Origin of the sequence: Rathayibacter sp. AY1C2 (genome assembly GCF_002931195.1) — a bacterium.
GTDB lineage: Bacteria > Actinomycetota > Actinomycetes > Actinomycetales > Microbacteriaceae > Rathayibacter.
Genome location: NZ_PSWG01000001.1, coordinates 290104 through 307976, shown reverse-complemented (window position 1 = coordinate 307976; position 17873 = coordinate 290104). Strand labels below are relative to the sequence as shown.

Genomic DNA, 17873 nt, shown 5'->3' with positions numbered 1-17873 from the left:
GAGGCATGGCGCAGACAGTCGACTTCCGGCCGAAGCCGGGTGAGATCCCGACCCTCCCGGGCGTGTACCGCTTCACGGACGCCCGGGGGCGGGTGCTCTACGTGGGCAAGGCCAAGAACCTCCGCGCGCGGCTGAGCAACTACTTCGCCCCGCTGCCGAGCCTGCACGAGCGCACCCGGCGGATGGTCACCTCGGCCTCCGGCGTCGAATGGACCGTCGTCGGCACCGACGTCGAGGCCCTGCAGCTCGAGTTCACCTGGATCAACGAGTTCGATCCACCCTTCAACGTAAAGTTCCGCGACGACAAGTCCTACCCCTACATGGCGGTGACGCTCGGCGACGAGGCCCCGCGGGTGATGGTCACGCGGAACGCCAAGATCAGGAAGGCCCGCTACTTCGGGCCCTACCCCAAGATCTGGGCGATCCACGAGACGATCGACCTGATGATCAAGGCGTTCCCGATCAGGACCTGCAACGACTCCAACTACAAGCGCGCCATGCAGAGCGGCAAGCCCTGCTTCGCGTCGCAGATCGGCCGCTGCGGCGGGCCCTGCTCCCACCGCGTCACCTTCGCCGAGCACCGCGAGATGGTCGACCGCTTCGTCGCCTTCATGGGCAGCCACGACCGCCGGATGATCGGCGAGCTCGAGAAGGAGATGCGCGAGGCCGCGGCGGCGATGGAGTACGAGCGCGCGGGGAAGCTGCGCGATCAGGCCGCCGCCCTCGACGCGGTCCTCGCCAAGAGCGCGGTCGTGCTCAAGGACAACGTGGACGTCGACCTCTACGCGATCGTCCACGACGAGCTCGCCGCCTCCGTGCAGCAGTTCCGGGTCCGCGGCGGGCGCATCCGCGGCGAGCGGGGCTGGGTCGTCGACAAGGAGCTCGACATGAGCACGGCGGAGCTCGTCGACACGGCCCTCCAGGCCGCCTACGAGACCGGCGACGTCCCGCCCCGGGAGGTCGTCGTGCCGGAGCTGCCCGAGGACACCGAGGCGCTCGAGGAGTGGCTGAGCGGACTGCGCGGCACGAACGTGCGCCTCCGAGCGGCCCAGCGCGGAGACAAGGCCGCCCTCCTCGAGACGGCGACGCAGAACGCGAAGCACTCGCTGATGCTCTACAAGACCCGCCGCTCCGCCGACTTCACCGCTCGGACGCAGGCTCTGGAGGACATCCGCGACGCCCTCGGCATGAGCGAGGCGCCGCTCCGGATGGAGTGCTACGACGTCTCCCACCTCAGCGGCACCAACATCGTCGCCTCGATGGTGGTCTTCGAGGACGGGCTCGCGCGGAAGGACCAGTACCGGCGGTTCTCCATCGCGGAGTCGACGGACGACACCGAGTCGCTGTACCAGGTGCTCACCCGCCGCCTCGCCTACCTCCGCGAGCCGGTCGAGCCCGCGGCGGTCGACCCCGAGACCGGCGAGGCCAAGCGGCGCAAGTTCTCGTACCCCCCGCAGCTGCTGATCGTCGACGGCGGCCAGCCGCAGGTCGCGGCGGCGCAGCGCGCGCTCGACGAGTCCGGGGTGACCGGCATCACCCTCTGCGGGATCGCCAAGCGCCTCGAGGAGATCTGGCTGCCGGACTCCGACTTCCCCGTCATCCTGCCGCGCAACAGCGATGCGCTCTTCCTCTTCCAGCGCATCCGCGACGAGGCGCACCGCTTCGCGATCACCCACCAGAGGACGCGTCGCAAGCGCGACATCTCGTCGCAGCTGGCCGAGGTGCCCGGGCTCGGAGGCACGCGAGTTCGCGACCTGCTGAAGCACTTCGGATCCGTCGCCCGGCTCCGCGAGGCGGGCGAGGCCGAGATCGCCGAGGTCAAGGGGATCGGCCCGACGCTGGCGGGCGCGATCCACGCGCACCTGCATCCGGACGGGTCCGCCGTCGGGGGCACGCCCTAGGCTGGAGGCCCGCGCTCCGGGGGAGAGCGGCCGGTGCCCGGCACCGAGGACACGAGCAGACACGAGCACGGAGAGCGCATGAGCACGGAGAGCGAGCAGCAGGACGTGCTGATCGTCACGGGGATGTCCGGAGCGGGCCGGTCCACGGCCGCGAACGCGCTGGAGGACCTCGGCTGGTACGTCGTCGACAACCTGCCGCCGCAGATGCTGCGCCCGCTGGTCGACCTGGCGCAGCGTGCAGGGGACACGCTGCCGAAGATCGCGGCGGTCGTCGACGTCCGCGGACGCGACTTCTTCGAGGACCTCGGCGACATCGTCCGCGAGCTGCGCGCCGGGGTCGACCTCCGAGTGGTGTTCCTCGAGGCCACCGACGCCGCGCTCGTCCGTCGCTTCGAGCAGGTGCGCCGTCCGCACCCGCTGCAGGGCCGGGGGACCCTCCTCGACGGCATCTCCGCCGAGCGGACGCGCCTCGCTCAGCTGCGGGAGTCGGCCGACATCGTCATCGACACCTCGGATCTTAACATCCACCAGCTGGCCACCAGCATCACCGAGCGCTTCGCCGAGGCCGGCCGCGCGGGCCTCCAGGTCACGGTGATGAGCTTCGGCTTCAAGTACGGGCTGCCGACGGACGCCGACATGGTGGCCGACGCGCGGTTCCTGCCGAACCCGTACTGGATCCCGGAGCTGCGTCCGCACACGGGTCTCGACGAAGAGGTGAGAGACTACGTGCTGGCCCAGCAGGGCGCCGAGGAGTTCATCGACTCCTACTCCCGGGCCCTGCGCCCCGTGCTCGACGGCTACCAGCGCGAGAACAAGCGCCACGCGACCATCGCGATCGGCTGCACGGGAGGCAAGCACCGCTCCGTCGCGGTCGCGGGCCGTGTCGCGGCCCGTCTGGCCGAGCTGCCGGGCGTCGCCGTCAACGTAGCGCACCGCGACCTCGGCCGAGAATGATCCCCGCGCGCTCCGCCGCGCACCCGACGTAAGGAAGACTCCGTGGCCCTCACCGCAGACGTCAAGGGCGAACTGGTCGCGATCGTCTCGCGCAAGAACACCGTCCGTGCCGCCGAACTGGCGACCATCCTCCGCTTCTCCGGAGGACTGCACATCATCTCCAACCGCCTCGCGGTCGAGGTCGAGCTCGACTCCGCCCCGCTCGCGACCCGCGTGCGCCGCGACCTCGCCGAGCTGTACGGCGTCCGCAGCGAGGGCAGCATCGTCTCGGCCGGCGGATCCCGGAGGACCACGAGCTGGCTGGTGCGCGTCGTCGAGGGCGGGGACACCCTCGCCCGGCAGACCGGCCTCCTCGACCAGCGGGGCCGGCCCGTCCGCGGCCTGCCCAACCGCCTCACGACCGGCTCCCGCGAGGAGCTCGCCGCCCTGTGGCGCGGCGCCTTCCTCGCCCAGGGCTCGCTGACCGACCCGGGCCGCTCCGCGGCGCTCGAGATCATCTGCCCCGGCAACGAGGCGGCCATGGCGATCGTCGGAGCCGCCGGACGCCTGGGAGTCCAGGCCAAGTCCCGCGAGGTGCGCGGCGTCCACCGGGTCGTCATCCGCGACGGCGAGAGCATCAGCGCGATGCTCACCCTGATGGGCGCGACCGCGACCGTCGCGAGCTGGGAGGAGCTGCGCCAGCGCCGCGAGGTGCGGGCGACCGCGAACCGCCTCGTCAACTTCGACGACGCGAACCTCCGCCGCTCCGCCCAGGCCGCCGTCGCGGCGTGCGCCCGCGTCGAGCGCGCGATGGAGATCCTGGGCGACGACATCCCCGAGCACCTCCGCTACGCCGGGCGCCTGCGCCTGGCGCACCGCGACGCGAGCCTCGACGAGCTCGGCCACCACGCCGATCCGCCGATGACGAAGGACGCCGTCGCCGGCCGCATCCGCCGCCTCCTCGCGATGGCCGACAAGCGCGCGTCCGACCTCGACATCCCGGGCACCGACGCGAACCTCCCGGCCGAGCTGCAGGACCTGTAGGCCCGGCCGCACGGCGCGCCCCGCCCGGCGAACGCTGAGTGTCTCCTGGTCGAACAACGCAAGCCCTCCGAACGCGGAGGGGCCCCCTCGCTAGACTGATCGGGTCGCTCAGGACACTCCCGGCCCTCCTCCTCCGCCTCGCGGAGGACGCCGAGACGCCGGCGGGTCGCACGGGAGCGACGACCACGAACAGGAGATCGCACATGGCTGACTACACGCTCGCCGAACTGCCCTACGACTACTCGGCCCTCGAGCCGAACATCAGTGGGCGGATCATGGAGCTCCACCACGACAAGCACCACGCGACGTACGTGGCCGGGGCGAACACCGCCCTCGCCTCGCTGCAGGAGGCTCGCGACAGCGAGAACCTCGCGAACGTGAACAAGCTCCAGAAGGACCTCGCCTTCAACCTCGCCGGTCACGTGAACCACACCGTGTTCTGGAACAACCTCTCGCCGGACGGCGGCGACAAGCCCGTCGGCGAGCTCGCCGCGGCCATCGACGACAACTTCGGGTCGTTCGACAAGTTCCGCGCCCACTTCACCGCCTCGGCCCTCGGCATCCAGGGCTCCGGCTGGTCGATCCTCGCCTGGGACTCTCTCGGCGAGAAGCTCATCATCGAGCAGCTCTACGACCACCAGGGCAACCTCGCCGCGGCGACCGTCCCGGTCCTCCTCCTCGACATGTGGGAGCACGCCTTCTACCTCGACTACGTCAACGTGAAGGCCGACTACGTCAAGGCGTTCTGGAACATCGTGAACTGGGCCGACGTCTCCGCGCGCTTCGAGAAGGCCCGCGAGAAGACTTCGGGCCTGCTGCTACTGTCGTAGCGATCTCGGCGTCCCGGGCCCCGCGTCCGGGACGCCCTGTCGTCGGCTTCCACCCCTCCACTGCACCGTCGAGGTGCCTTTCCTCACCAGGAGATATCTGTGTCCGTCAAGATCGGCATCAACGGCTTCGGCCGTATCGGCCGTAACTTCTTCCGTGCAGCCCTCGCCAAGGGCAGCGACCTCGAGATCGTCGCGGTCAACGACCTCACCGACAACAAGGCCCTCGCGCACCTCCTGAAGTACGACTCCATCACGGGCCGCCTCGACGCGACCGTCGAGCTCGACGGCGACCGCATCGTCGTCAACGGCAAGCCGATCATCGTCCTCGAGGAGCGCGACCCCGCGAACCTCCCCTGGGGCGAGCTGGGAGTCGACGTCGTCATCGAGTCGACCGGCCGCTTCACCAAGTCGGAGGACGCGCGCAAGCACATCACCGCGGGTGCCAAGAAGGTCATCGTCTCCGCTCCTGCCACCGGCAGCGACGTCGCGACCCTGGTCCTCGGCGTGAACGAGAACACCTACGACCCCGCGACGCACGACATCATCTCGAACGCGTCCTGCACCACGAACTGCCTCGCGCCGCTCGCCAAGGTGCTGCTCGACAACTTCGGCATCGAGCGCGGCCTGATGACCACGGTCCACGCGTACACCGCCGACCAGAACCTCCAGGACGGCCCGCACAGCGACCTGCGTCGCGCCCGCGCCGCCGCCGTCAACATCATCCCGACCTCGACCGGTGCCGCCAAGGCGCTCGGCCTGGTCATCCCGGAGCTCGTCGGCAAGCTCGACGGCTACGCCCTCCGCGTCCCGGTCCCGACCGGCTCGATCACCGACCTCACCGTCGAGTTGACCAAGCCCGCCACCGTCGAGGAGATCAACGCGGCGTACAAGGCGGCCTCCGAGGGAGACCTCAAGGGCATCCTCAAGTACACCGAGGACCCGATCGTCTCGAGCGACATCGTGACCGACCCGCACTCGTCGATCTTCGACGCGGGCCTCACGAAGGTCATCGGCAGCCAGGTCAAGGTCGCCTCCTGGTACGACAACGAGTGGGGCTACTCCAACCGCCTCGTCGACGTCACCGAGTTCGTCGCCGGCAAGCTCTAAGGGCTGCGCGCAGTGACGCTCCGCACTCTGGACTCACTGGGCTCCCTCGCAGGCACGCGCGTCGTCGTCCGCTGCGATCTGAACGTCCCCCTCAAGGACGGAACGATCACGGACGACGGCCGCGTGCGCGCGTCGGTGCCCACGCTCCAGCGTCTGGTCTCCGAGGGCGCCCGAGTCGTGGTCGTGAGCCACCTCGGGCGCCCCGAGGGGAAGCCCGAGGCGAAGTACAGCCTCGCTCCCGTCGCCGCCCGCCTCGGCGAGCTGCTCGACGCTCCGGTGGCCTTCGCCGAGGACACCGTCGGGGAGGCGGCCTCGGCCGCCGTCGACGCCCTCGAGGACGGCCAGGTCGTCGTCCTCGAGAACCTCCGGTTCAACGCCGGCGAGACGAGCAAGGACGAGGCCGAGCGCCGCACCTTCGCCGAGAAGCTGGCCGCCTACGGTGACGCCTTCGTCTCCGACGGGTTCGGCGTCGTGCACCGCAAGCAGGCGAGCGTCTACGAGCTCGCCGAGCTTCTCCCCAGCGCCGCCGGCACGCTGATCGCGGCCGAGCTCGAGGTGCTGGAGCGGCTCACCGAGAAGCCCGAGCGCCCCTACGCGGTCGTCCTCGGCGGCTCGAAGGTCTCGGACAAGCTCGGCGTGATCGAGCACCTGCTGCCGAAGGTCGACTCGATCCTCATCGGCGGCGGAATGCTCTTCACCTTCCTCAAGGCCCAGGGCCACGAGGTCGGCGCCAGCCTGCTGGAGGCCGACCAGGTCGACACCGTGCTCGGCTACCTCGCGAAGGCGAAGGAGCTGGGCGTGGAGATCGTCCTGCCGACGGACGTCGTCGTGGCGTCGGAGTTCGGCCCCGACGCCGAGCACCAGGTCGCCTCGGCCGATGCGATCGAGGGCACGCCCTTCGGTGAGAAGGGCCTCGGCCTGGACATCGGACCGGACACCGCCGCGCACTTCGCCGAGATCATCGCGGCGTCCGAGACGGTGTTCTGGAACGGCCCCATGGGCGTCTTCGAGCTCGAGCCGTTCGCGGCGGGCACCAAGACCGTCGCGCAGGCGCTCACCGAGGTCGACGGTCTCAGCGTCGTCGGCGGAGGCGACTCCGCCGCGGCCGTCCGCGCCCTCGGGTTCCGCGACGACCAGTTCGGCCACATCTCGACGGGAGGCGGAGCGAGCCTCGAATTCCTCGAGGGCAAGCGCCTCCCCGGACTGGAGGTCCTCGGATGGTAGACACCGCCGCCCGCACCCCGCTCATCGCCGGCAACTGGAAGATGAACCTGGACCACCTCCAGGCCATCGCCTTCGTGCAGAAGCTGGCGTGGAGCCTCAAGGACGCCGACCACGACTTCGACGGCGTCGAGGTCGCGGTGTTCCCGCCCTTCACGGACCTCCGGCCCGTGCAGATCCTCGTCGACTCGGACAAGCTGCCGCTCAAGTACGGCGCGCAGGACGTCTCGAAGTTCGACAGCGGCGCCTACACCGGTGAGATCTCGGGCCAGTTCCTGAAGCAGCTCGACTGCGACTACGTGATCGTCGGCCACTCGGAGCGTCGCACGCTCCACGGCGAGACGGACGCGGACATCGCCGCCAAGTCGGCTGCGGCCGTCAATCACGGCGTCGCTCCGATCATCTGCGTCGGCGAGACCGCGGAGGACCTCGAGAAGCACGGCCCGTCGGCCGTGCCGGTCGCCCAGTTGAAGGAGGCCCTCACCGGCCTCCCCGCGGACGCCGACCTCGTCGTCGCCTACGAGCCGGTCTGGGCCATCGGCTCCGGACAGGCCGCGACGCCCGAGCAGGCCCAGCAGGTCTGCAAGGCGCTCCGCGGAGTCGTCGCCGACGTCCTCGGCGCCGACACCGCCGCGAAGACCCGCATCCTCTACGGCGGCTCCGTGAAGTCCGGCAACATCGCCGGCTTCATGCGCGAGCCCGACGTCGACGGAGCACTCGTCGGAGGCGCCAGCCTCCAGGTCGACGAGTTCGCGGCGATCGCACGATTCCGGAACCACGTCGGGGTCTGAGCTGCTGCGACGAGAGGGCGGGCCCATCGGGCCCGCCCTCTCGTCGTCCACGCCGCTCCCCGCGCGGCGTGGCGCGGTCGGCTCCGCGACGGGGCGCGGTTCCGAGAGCGGGATGCGTTCGGCTACGGCGATCCGCTGGGACGCGGATCGCCGGTTCGCCTCGCTGTCGTCCACGCCGCTCCCTGCGCGGCGTGGCGCGGTCGGCTTCGCGACGGGGCGCGGTTCCGGGAGCGGGATGCGTCCGGCTACGTCGATCCGCTGGAACGCGGATCACCGGTTCGCCTCGGAAGATCCCACACCGGCTTCGCGCGTTGGCCGGTCCGGTGCCGTCAGCTCCTCGCGGGGTGCCCTCCGAAAGCGTGGCGCGTTCGGCTCGATCGATCCGAAAGTACGTGGATCACAGGCTCGCGGTAGGGCGACTGGAGAGGTTGTCGAGGGCGCCGCGACGAGGCCACCCGCTCCGCCCCTCGACGGACACTCGTATACATCGCCCCGAACACGGGACGACGCATTCCTCGCGGATTCGCAGGCGCCGTTATACTCGTCGGGGCGCGCAACGCGCCAGAACTTCGAAAGGTACCGCGTGGACATCCTCCAGGTCGTGCTCCAGGTCATCCTGGGCATCACGAGCCTCCTGCTCACCATGCTGATCCTGCTCCACAAGGGGCGCGGCGGCGGACTGTCCGACATGTTCGGGGGCGGAGTCACCTCCAACCTCGGCGCGTCGGGCGTCGCCGAGCGCAACCTGAACCGCATCACCGTGATCCTGGGCGTCGTCTGGCTGGCCTGCATCGTGGTGCTCGGACTCATCACCAAGTTCACCACCGGAGCATAGGGGTACTCGCAATGGCATCAGGCGGCAGTGCAATTCGCGGTTCGCGCGTCGGCGCAGGACCCATGGGCGAGCAGGACCGGGGCTTCCACGCGGAGCGCGTCGCGGTCTCCTACTGGGACGCTCTCGGCAACGAGACGGTGCGCCACTTCTCGGCGGCCCTCCCCGAGGACGAGATCCCCGAGGTGATCGACTCGCCGCAGTCCGGTCTCCCCGCGGGCCGCGACCGGGCGAACCCGCCGCAGGTCGCGAAGACCGAGCCCTACAAGACGCACCTCGCCTACGTGAAGGAGCGCCGCACCGAGGCCGAGGCGGCTCAGCTCCTCGAGGAGGCGCTGCAGCAGTTGCGCGCCCGACGAGGCACCGCGACCCCGTCCTGATCCTCACCGGACGACGAACGACGGAAGGCCCGCCCCCTCGGGGGACGGGCCTTCCGTCGTTTCCGGACCGTGCTCAGTAGCTCGGAGCGATGAGCGACTCGGGGACCTCGGCCGCTGCCTCCTGGTCGACGAAGAACACCGTGCGCTTGCGGCCGAACGCGCCCGACGCGGGCACCTCGTTCGTGCTGGCACCCGCGAGCGCGAGGCCCAGGGCCGAGGCCTTGTCGGCGCCGGCGAGCACCATCCAGATGCGGTCCGACTGGTTGATCAGCGGCAGCGTGAGGGTGAGGCGCTCGGGCGGCGGCTTCGGCGAGTTGCGGACGGCGAGGACGCCGGGCGTCGTGGAGCGGATCGCGGAGCGCTCGGGGAACAGCGACGCGATGTGCCCGTCCGGCCCGACGCCGAGGAAGGTGATGTCGAAGCGCGGGTAGTCGCGCCCCTCGGAGGCGTGCTCGCGCAGCTCCGCGTCGTAGGCAGCGGCGGCGCCGTCGAGGTCCAGGCCCTCGTCCGAGGCCGGGTAGGAGTGCACGTTCGCCGCCGGCACATCGAGGACGCTGAAGAGGTCCCCGGCCTGGACGTCGTTGCGGTCCTCGTGGCCGCGGGGCACCCAGCGCTCATCGCCCCACCAGAAGTGCACGCGCGACCAGTCCACGTTGCCGGCGGCGGAGGAGGAGCCGATCTCCTTGAGCGTGGCGGCTCCCATCGTCCCTCCGGTGAGCACGACGTTCGCCGAACCCAGGTCGTCGAGGACGTCGATCGTCTTGGTGAGGAACCGGGCGGCGACCGAGCCGGCGAGGGTCTGCTTGTCGCGGTGGACCAGCACGCGGCGTTCGGTGGTCATCTCAGGGGACTCCTTCGGGTTCGGGTGCCGATCGGCGGGGTTCGGCTCCGTGTCGGGAAGCTCTGAGGTGCGGGCGCCCTGGACGGGCGCCCACACCTCAGGAGGCGCTGCGGGCCTCGGCCTTCTCAGTGAGCATGTCGACCCCGCGCGAGATCACTTCACCGTACAGGTCATCCGGGTCGAGCCGGCGCAGCTCCTCCGCCAGGCAGTCCCGGAGGCTGCGGCGGGGGAGCGAGATGTCGTGGACCGGCTGATCGGGCTGCGTGAGCGTCGCGACGTTGGGCACCGAGCGCTCGAGCTCGATCACTCCGGAGTCGCGGATGAGCCGCACGCCGTGGATCCCGCTGGACCCGGTCGCGCTGATCGTGAGCTCGTGGTCGACGGGGATGTCGAGCTCGAGCTGCAGCCAGGCGGCGAGCAGGATCGTCGAGGGCGAGTCGGGCGCGCCCGAGACCTCGACGGCCGTGATCGGCTCGTAGGGCGGCTGGTCGAGCACGGCGGCGAGCTGCGCGCGCCAGAGGGTGAGGCGGGTCCAGGCGAAGTCGGTGTCGCCGGGGGCGTAGGTGGACGCGAGGTGGTGCAGCGCTTCCGCCGGGTTCGACTGGGCCGACGCGTCGGTGATCCGCCGAGTGGCGATCCGGCCGATCGGGGACGCGGAGGCGTTGTCCGGAGCGCTGTTCGGCCACCAGGCCACGACGGGGGCGTCGGGGAGGAGCAGGCCCGTGACCAGGCTCTCCTCGTCCTCGGCCGCGTCTCCGTAGGGACGGAGCACGACGACCTCGCTCGCGCCGGCGTCGCCTCCGACCCGGATCTGCGCGTCGACCCGCGCCGTCGCGTCGACCGGGACCGTGGTGGTGCCGTCGTCCTTCGAGACCACGATGACGCGCATCGGGTGCTCGCGGGACGCGTCGTTCGCGGCTTCGATGGCCTCCTCCTCGTGACCCCGGGAGGTCGCGATGATGAGGGTGAGGACGCGGCCGAGCGCGACGGCGCCGCCCTCCTCGCGGATCTTGACGAGGGTCTTCGAGACCTCGCTCGTCGTGGTGTCGGGCAGATCGACGATCATGGACGCCTCCAGGTGCGGCCGTCGCGGGCGAGGAGCTCGTCGGCGGAATCGGGGCCCCATGTTCCGGGGCGGTACTGCTCGGGCTGGCCCTGCGTGGCCCAGAACTCCTCGATCGGGTCGAGGATCTTCCAGGACAGCTCGACCTCCTCGTGCCGGGGGAAGAGCGGCGGCTCGCCCAGGAGGACGTCGAGGATGAGGCGCTCGTAGGCCTCGGGGCTCGCCTCGGTGAACGCGTGGCCGTAGCCGAAGTCCATCGTCACGTCGCGCACCTGCATGCCGGCGCCGGGCACCTTCGAGCCGAAGCGCATGGTGACGCCCTCGTCGGGCTGGACCCGGATGACGAGCGCGTTCTGGCCCAGCGACGTGGTCTGGCTCTCGGCGAAGAGCTGCTTCGGTGCCCGCTTGAACACGACCGCGATCTCGGTGACGCGGCGGCCGAGGCGCTTGCCGGCCCGCAGGTAGAACGGCACGCCGGCCCAGCGTCGGGTGCCGATGTCCAGGCGCATGGCGGCGTAGGTCTCGGTGGTCGAGGTGGGGCTCATGCCGTCCTCCTCGAGGAAGCCGAGCACCTTCTCGCCGCCCTGCCAGCCGCCGGCGTACTGTCCGCGGGCGGTAGAAGTGGAGAGGTCGGCGGGGAGGCGGACGGCCGCGAGGACCTTCTCCTTCTCCGCACGGAGGTCGGCCGCGTCGAACGAGATCGGCTCCTCCATGGCGGTCAGGGCGAGCAGCTGCAGCAGGTGGTTCTGGATGACGTCGCGCGCCGCTCCGATGCCGTCGTAGTAGCCCGCGCGCCCGCCCACGCCGATGTCCTCGGCCATGGTGATCTGCACGTGGTCGACGTAGTTCGAGTTCCAGAGCGGCTCGTACATCATGTTGGCGAAGCGGAGGGCCAGGATGTTCTGGACCGTCTCCTTGCCGAGGTAGTGGTCGATCCGGAAGACGGAGTCGGGCGGGAAGACCGACTCGACGACGTCGTTCAGCTCGCGAGCCGTCTTCAGGTCGCTGCCGAACGGCTTCTCGATGACGACGCGGCGCCACTGGCCGTCCTTCTGCTCGGCGAGGCCGGAGCTGCGCAGCTGCTCGGTGACCTGCGGGAAGGACTTCGGGGGGATCGAGAGGTAGAAGGCGAAGTTGCCGTTCGTGCCGCGCTCGCGGTCGAGGTCGTCGACGGTCGTCTTCAGGCGGGCGAACGCCTCGGGGTCGTCGAACTCGCCCTGCACGAACCGGATGCCCTGCGCGAGCTGCGCCCAGACCTCCTCGTGGAACTCGGTGCGGGCGTGCTTCTTCACGGAGTCGTGGACGACCTGCTCGAAGTCCTGGTCGTCCCAGTCGCGCCGGGCGAATCCGACGAGGGCGAAGCCGGGAGGCAGGAGGCCGCGGTTGGCGAGATCGTAGACCGCGGGCATGAGCTTCTTGCGGGAGAGGTCGCCGGTCACGCCGAAGATGACGAGGCCGCTGGGCCCGGCGATCCGGTTCAACCGGCGGTCGAAGCTCAACCTCAGCGGGTTGAACTCGGGGGTGATGTCCACAGACATGTGCAGTGTCCTTCTGTGTGCCGGTGGGACCGGCGCACTGCTATCGGTGAGGGAGGGGGAGGAGCGGGCGGGCCCGGCTGCTGCCCCGGGAAGTGGTCGCGGGACGACCGCGGGCACGCCGCCGCGCGCTCGAGAGCGCAGCGGCGGCGTGCCCGTCGGATCAGGTGTTGAGGGCCTCGAAGAGCGCCTCGAGGTCGGCCTCGGGGTCGGTCAGCGTGAGGGTCAGCACCGGCCGGCCGTGCTCGGCGAGCACGCTCGCGTCGCCGGCGGCCTGCGCCAGGATGAGCTGGCCGAAGGTGAACGGGCTGTCCGGGATCTCGAGATCCACGTCGGAGCGCTCGGTGATCTGGAGGAACACGCCGGTCGGCGCCCCGCCCTTGTGGTACTGCCCGGTCGAGTGCAGGAAGCGCGGGCCCCACCCGAAGGTGACGGGGCGCTGGGCCTGCGCGGCGAGGAGGTCGCGCACGCCCTCGAGCTGCGGGAGCGCGAGGCGGTCGACGTACGCCTGGATCGAGACGTAGCCGCCGTCGCCCAGCTGGGCGAGGAGGCGGTCGACAGCGGCGGCGACGGTCGAGACGCCCTCGGTGACGCTGCTGCTGCCGGTGACCTCGATGCCCGCGTCGGTGAACGCGGGCGCCTCGGGCTCGGGGCGCTTCTCGAGCAGGGCCCGGGTCGCGACCTTCGCCGACTCGACGTCGGGCTGGTCGAACGGGTTGATGCCCAGGAGGCGACCCGCGATGGCGACGGCGTACTCCCACGTCAGCATCTGAGCGCCGAGCGAGCCGGAGAGGAGGATCTCGCCCTCGTGGCGGTCGCGCGGGAACAGGTGCAGCGCCGTGGCGTCCTCGACCAGGCGGACGACCTGCACGTCGGGCAGGTCCTCCGAGAGCTCGGGGGCCAGCGTGCCGAGGACGACGGGGAGGATGCCCGTGCCGTCCTTGCCGGTGGACTCGGCGATGAGCTGCTCCGCCCAGTCGGCGAAGCCGACGATGTCGGTCCCGTCGGCGACGATCGCGAGCTTGTCGCGGCGCGGGCTGGTCGCGGCGATCGCCGCTCCGAGGATCAGGCCCGGGTTCTCGGGGGAGTCCACGGCGAGCCCGAGGGAGGCCTCGGCCGCCTCGTCGAGGAGGGCCTCGATGTCGGCGCCGGCGAGCCCGGACGGCACGAGGCCGAACGCGGAGAGCGCCGAGAAGCGCCCGCCGATGTTCGGGTCGGCGTTGAACACGCGGTAGCCGGCCTCGCGGGAGGAGGTGTCCAGGGGCGAGCCCGGGTCGGTCACGATGACGATGCGGTCGAGCGGATCGATGCCCGCCTCCGTGAACGCCTTCTCGTAGGCCTTCTTCTGGCTCGCGGTCTCGACGGTCGAGCCGGACTTCGAGGAGATGACGACCGCGGTCGACGCGAGCCGGTCGTTCAGGGCCGCGAGCACCTGGCCGGGCGCCGTCGAGTCGAGCACGGTGAGCTCGACGCCGGCGGTGCGGGTGATGACCTCGGGCGCGAGCGAGGAGCCGCCCATGCCGCCGAGGACGATGTGGTCGACGCCCTTGGCCTGGAACTCCTCGCGCAGGGCGAGGATCTGGGGGATCAGGGGGCGGGAGACGGTGGTCGACTCGGTCCACCCGAGGCGCTTGGCCGCCTCCTCCTCCGCCGCGGCGCCCCACAGGGTGGGGACCTGGGCGGTGATGCCGGAGGCGACCTCGTCGGCGACGAGCTCCGGGACGACGCGGTCGACGGCCTTCTCGGCGTCTCCGCTGACGTGGATCTGGATGGCCATGATCAGGCCTGCGCCTTCGCGCCCTCGAGCGCCGCGGTGACGGTGTCGAGCAGCTCGTTCCAGGAGACGATGAACTTCTCCACGCCCTCCTTCTCGAGCAGCTCGGTGACGTCGGCGTACGAGACGCCCTGCGCCGCGACGGCGTCGAGGACGGCGTTCGCGTCGGCGTACGAGCCCGTGACGGTGTCGCCGGTGATGACGCCGTGGTCGAAGGTCGCCTCGAGGGTCTTCTCGGGCATCGTGTTGACCACGCCGGCCGCGACGAGCTCGGTCACGTAGAGGGTGTCGGGGAGGTCGGTCGACTTGACGCCGGTCGAGGCCCAGAGGGGGCGCTGGCGGTTGGCGCCGGACTCCTGGAGCAGCAGGGCGCGCTCGGTGGCGAACGCCTCGACGAAGACCTCGTAGGCCAGCTGCGCGTTGGCGACGCCGGACTTGCTCTTGAGGGCGCGGGCCTCGTCGGTGCCGACGGCCTCGAGGCGCTTGTCGATCTCGGTGTCGACGCGCGAGACGAAGAACGAGGCGACGGAGTGGATGGTCGACAGGTCGATGCCGGCGTCCTTGGCCTTCTCGAGGCCGGCCAGGTACGCGTTGATGACGGCGCGGTAGCGGGCGAGCGAGAAGATCAGGGTGACGTTCACCGAGATGCCGGAGCCGATGACCTCCGTGATGGCCTCGAGGCCCTCGACGGTCGCGGGGATCTTGATCATCGCGTTGGGGCGGTCGACCTTGGCCCAGAGGGCCTTGGCCTGCTCGATGGTGCCCTGGGCGTCGTGCGCCAGGCCGGGCTCGACCTCGATCGACACGCGGCCGTCGTAGCCGTTGGTCGCGTCGTAGATCGGGCGGAAGATGTCGGACGCCGCGGCGACGTCGTCGGTGGTGATCTCGAAGACGGCGTCGGTCACCGAGGTGCCGGCGGAGGCGAGCTCGCGCACCTGGGCGTCGTAGGACTCGCCGTTGGTCAGGGCCGCGGCGAAGATCGTGGGGTTCGTGGTGACTCCGACGACGTTCTTCTCCTCGATGAGCTTCTGCAGCCCTCCGGTGGAGATGCGCGAGCGGGAGAGGTCGTCGAGCCAGATGCTGACGCCGGCGGCGGAGAGCTCTGCGGTGGGGGTGTTCTCGGTCATGTCTCTTCTTCTTCTGCGTAGGTGGTGCGTGGTGTGAGGGGGAGCCGCTGCTCCGACGGCGAAGGCCGCGTCCGTGGTGGACGCGGCCTTCGGGTCAGGAGGCTGCGAGCGACTCCTTGGCGGCGGACAGTGCCGCCTCGGTGGTGATCCCGAACTCGCGGAACAGGGTCTTGTAGTCGGCCGAGGCGCCGAAGTGCTCGATCGAGACGGAGCGGCCGGCGTCGCCGACGTACTTCTGCCAGCCCAGGCTCAGGCCGGCCTCGATCGAGACGCGCGCCTTCACCGAGGAGGGCAGGACCTTCTCGCGGTACTCGGCGTCCTGCTCCTCGAACCACTCGAGGGACGGAGCCGAGACGACGCGGGCGTTGACGCCCTCGCTCCTCAGGGCCTCGCGCGCCTCGACGGCGATCTGGACCTCGGAGCCGGTCGCGATGAAGATCACGTCCGGGGTGCCGCCCGGCGCCTCGGCCAGGATGTAGGCACCGCGGGCGACGTTCGCGGCGGAGGCGAAGGTCTCGCCCTCCGCGTCGCCCTCGCCGCGCTCGAACACCGGGATGTTCTGACGGGTGAGCGCGAGGCCGGCGGGGCCCTCGCGGCGCTCGAGGATGGTCTTCCAGGCGTAGGCGACCTCGTTCGCGTCGCCGGGGCGGACGACGTCCAGGCCCGGGATCGCGCGGAGGGTCGACAGCTGCTCGACCGGCTGGTGCGTCGGGCCGTCCTCGCCGAGCGCCACGGAGTCGTGGGTCCAGACGTAGATGGCCGGCGCCTTCATGAGCGCGGCGAGACGGACCGCCGGGCGCATGTAGTCGGAGAAGATCAGGAAGGTGCCGCCGAAGGGACGGGTGTTGCCGTGCAGGACGATCCCGTTGAGGATCGCGCCCATGGCGTGCTCGCGGATGCCGAAGTGCAGCACGCGGCCGCCCTTCTTCCCGGTCCACTCGTGGGTCGAGAACTCCGTCGGGACGAAGGAGCCGGCTCCCTCGATCGTCGTGTTGTTCGACTCGGCGAGGTCGGCGGAGCCGCCCCACAGCTCGGGGATCACGCCGGCGAGGGCGTTGATGACCTTGCCGGACGCGGCGCGGGTCGAGACCTCCTTGCCGGGCTCGAAGACGGGGAGCGCCTCCTGGACGCCCTCGGGCAGCTCGCCCGAGAGGACCCGGTCGAGCAGCTCCTTCTTCTCGGGGTTCGCGGACGCCCAGGCGGCGAGCTGCTCGTCCCACTCGGCGTGCTGGGCCTGACCGCGCTCGACGGCCTTGCGGGTGTGCTCGATGACCTCGTCGGCGACGTCGAAGGTCTTCTCGGGGTCGAAGTCGAGCACCTCCTTGAGTCCGCGGAGCTCGTCGGCGCCCAGGGCGGAGCCGTGGATCTTGCCGGTGTTCTGCTTCTTCGGCGACGGCCAGCCGATGATGGTGCGCAGGATGATGAGCGACGGCTTGTCGGTCTCGCCCTTCGCGGCCTCGATCGCGGCGTGCAGCTCGGCGACGTCCTCGTGGTACTCGCCGGTCTTCTTCCAGTCGACGACCTGGACCTGCCAGTCGTAGGCCTCGTAGCGCGCCTTGACGTCCTCGGTGAAGGCGATGTTGGTGTCGTCCTCGATCGAGATCTGGTTGGAGTCGTAGATGACGACCAGGTTGCCGAGCTTCTGGTGGCCGGCCAGGGAGGAGGCCTCGCTGGTGACGCCCTCCTGCAGGTCGCCGTCGCCGGCGATCACGTAGACGAAGTGGTCGAACGGGGAGGTGCCTGCGGCGGCCTCCGGGTCGAACAGGTCGCGCTCGAAGCGCGAGGCGTAGGCGAAGCCCACGGCGGAGGCGAGGCCCTGGCCGAGCGGTCCGGTGGTGATCTCGACGCCGTCGGTGTGGCCGTACTCCGGGTGGCCCGGGGTCTTCGAGCCCCAGGTGCGCAGCGCCTTGAGGTCGTCGAGCTCGAGTCCGTAGCCGCCCAGGTAGAACTGGACGTACTGCGTCAGCGAGGAGTGGCCGACCGACAGGATGAACCGGTCGCGGCCGATCCAGGTCGCATCGGACGGATCGCGGCGCATGACCTTCTGGAACAGGAGGTAGGCGGCGGGCGCGAGGCTCATGGCGGTTCCGGGATGGCCGTTGCCGACCTTCTCGACCGCATCCGCGGCGAGAACCCTCGCCGTGTCGACTGCCTTCTCGTCAATGGATTCCCATTGCAGTTCTGACACTTGGTACTGACCCTTCTCGAGACGTGGGGCAGACGGGGACCGTCCGCCCTCTCGCATGGTGGAGCACGCCGCATGACGACTTCGACACGATGCTCCGGCGACGACCCTCTCGGCCCCGTGCCGACGATCGTCGGGCGGGCTCGGGTGCGTGCCGGGCGCTCTGGCGAGCAGTCCCGAGTATACGGAGGGGGGTGCGCCGCCGACCGGGGGTTGCGTGGTCGCATATGTCTGCGTCCGATTGGACAAGCGTGCACGCCGGGCCCGGCTCCCGGACGGGCGCATTACACTCGTTCGGGATCATCGAAT

15 protein-coding genes are annotated in these 17873 nt (G+C 70.6%); 9 read left to right on the top strand and 6 right to left on the bottom strand.

The window, feature by feature from the left end:
- Positions 1–5 precede the first annotated feature (5 nt).
- From uvrC to C5C55_RS01375, 9 genes are all read left to right on the top strand, one after another.
- Positions 6–1901, top strand: a complete 1896-nt coding sequence (gene uvrC, locus C5C55_RS01415) for an excinuclease ABC subunit UvrC (protein WP_104232640.1) — start codon at positions 6–8, stop codon at positions 1899–1901.
- Between the two features lie 78 nt (positions 1902–1979).
- On the top strand, positions 1980–2855 hold the full coding sequence (gene rapZ / locus C5C55_RS01410) for an RNase adapter RapZ (protein ID WP_097166020.1): 876 nt from the start codon (positions 1980–1982) through the stop codon (positions 2853–2855).
- A gap of 42 nt (positions 2856–2897) precedes the next feature.
- Positions 2898–3878, top strand: coding sequence for a DNA-binding protein WhiA (gene whiA / locus C5C55_RS01405; RefSeq protein WP_104221905.1), 981 nt, complete (start codon positions 2898–2900; stop codon positions 3876–3878).
- A gap of 203 nt (positions 3879–4081) precedes the next feature.
- Positions 4082–4708: a superoxide dismutase gene (locus tag C5C55_RS01400; protein ID WP_104221907.1), complete on the top strand. Its 627-nt coding sequence runs from the start codon at positions 4082–4084 to the stop codon at positions 4706–4708.
- A gap of 99 nt (positions 4709–4807) precedes the next feature.
- On the top strand, positions 4808–5815 hold the full coding sequence (gap, locus tag C5C55_RS01395; RefSeq protein ID WP_104221909.1) for a type I glyceraldehyde-3-phosphate dehydrogenase: 1008 nt from the start codon (positions 4808–4810) through the stop codon (positions 5813–5815).
- 12 nt (positions 5816–5827) lie between these two features.
- The gene (locus C5C55_RS01390; protein WP_104232639.1) at positions 5828–7039 is read left to right on the top strand and encodes a phosphoglycerate kinase; all 1212 of its coding nucleotides are present in this window, start codon (positions 5828–5830) and stop codon (positions 7037–7039) included.
- Complete coding sequence (gene tpiA / locus C5C55_RS01385) at positions 7033–7827, top strand: triose-phosphate isomerase (RefSeq protein WP_104221913.1); 795 nt, start codon at positions 7033–7035, stop codon at positions 7825–7827. The genes C5C55_RS01390 and tpiA overlap by 7 nt, the downstream gene beginning before the upstream one ends.
- A 583-nt stretch (positions 7828–8410) precedes the next feature.
- Positions 8411–8662, top strand: a complete 252-nt coding sequence (gene secG / locus C5C55_RS01380; RefSeq protein WP_104221915.1) for a preprotein translocase subunit SecG — start codon at positions 8411–8413, stop codon at positions 8660–8662.
- A gap of 11 nt (positions 8663–8673) precedes the next feature.
- On the top strand, positions 8674–9039 hold the full coding sequence (locus tag C5C55_RS01375; protein ID WP_055791968.1) for an RNA polymerase-binding protein RbpA: 366 nt from the start codon (positions 8674–8676) through the stop codon (positions 9037–9039).
- Positions 9040–9112: 73 nt separating this feature from the next.
- Here the strand turns inward: C5C55_RS01375 and pgl are convergent, their stop codons facing one another.
- The 6 genes from pgl to tkt all read right to left on the bottom strand — a co-directional run bounded on the left by pgl (position 9113) and on the right by tkt (position 17567).
- Positions 9113–9880 (bottom strand): 6-phosphogluconolactonase, encoded by a 768-nt coding sequence (gene pgl, locus C5C55_RS01370; protein WP_104221917.1) that lies wholly within the window; start codon positions 9878–9880, stop codon positions 9113–9115.
- A 97-nt stretch (positions 9881–9977) separates the two neighbouring features.
- Positions 9978–10946: a glucose-6-phosphate dehydrogenase assembly protein OpcA gene (locus tag C5C55_RS01365; protein WP_104232638.1), complete on the bottom strand. Its 969-nt coding sequence runs from the start codon at positions 10944–10946 to the stop codon at positions 9978–9980.
- Positions 10943–12481 carry a glucose-6-phosphate dehydrogenase gene (gene zwf / locus C5C55_RS01360; RefSeq protein WP_104225293.1) on the bottom strand — a complete coding sequence of 513 codons (1539 nt, stop codon included), beginning with the start codon at positions 12479–12481 and terminating at the stop codon, positions 10943–10945. The genes C5C55_RS01365 and zwf overlap by 4 nt, the downstream gene beginning before the upstream one ends.
- Before the next feature lie 160 nt (positions 12482–12641).
- Positions 12642–14255 (bottom strand): glucose-6-phosphate isomerase, encoded by a 1614-nt coding sequence (locus C5C55_RS01355; protein ID WP_104232637.1) that lies wholly within the window; start codon positions 14253–14255, stop codon positions 12642–12644.
- Between the two features lie 2 nt (positions 14256–14257).
- Positions 14258–15379, bottom strand: coding sequence for a transaldolase (gene tal / locus C5C55_RS01350; RefSeq protein ID WP_104221924.1), 1122 nt, complete (start codon positions 15377–15379; stop codon positions 14258–14260).
- A gap of 94 nt (positions 15380–15473) precedes the next feature.
- Positions 15474–17567: a transketolase gene (gene tkt / locus C5C55_RS01345; RefSeq protein ID WP_104232636.1), complete on the bottom strand. Its 2094-nt coding sequence runs from the start codon at positions 17565–17567 to the stop codon at positions 15474–15476.
- Positions 17568–17873 lie beyond the last annotated feature (306 nt).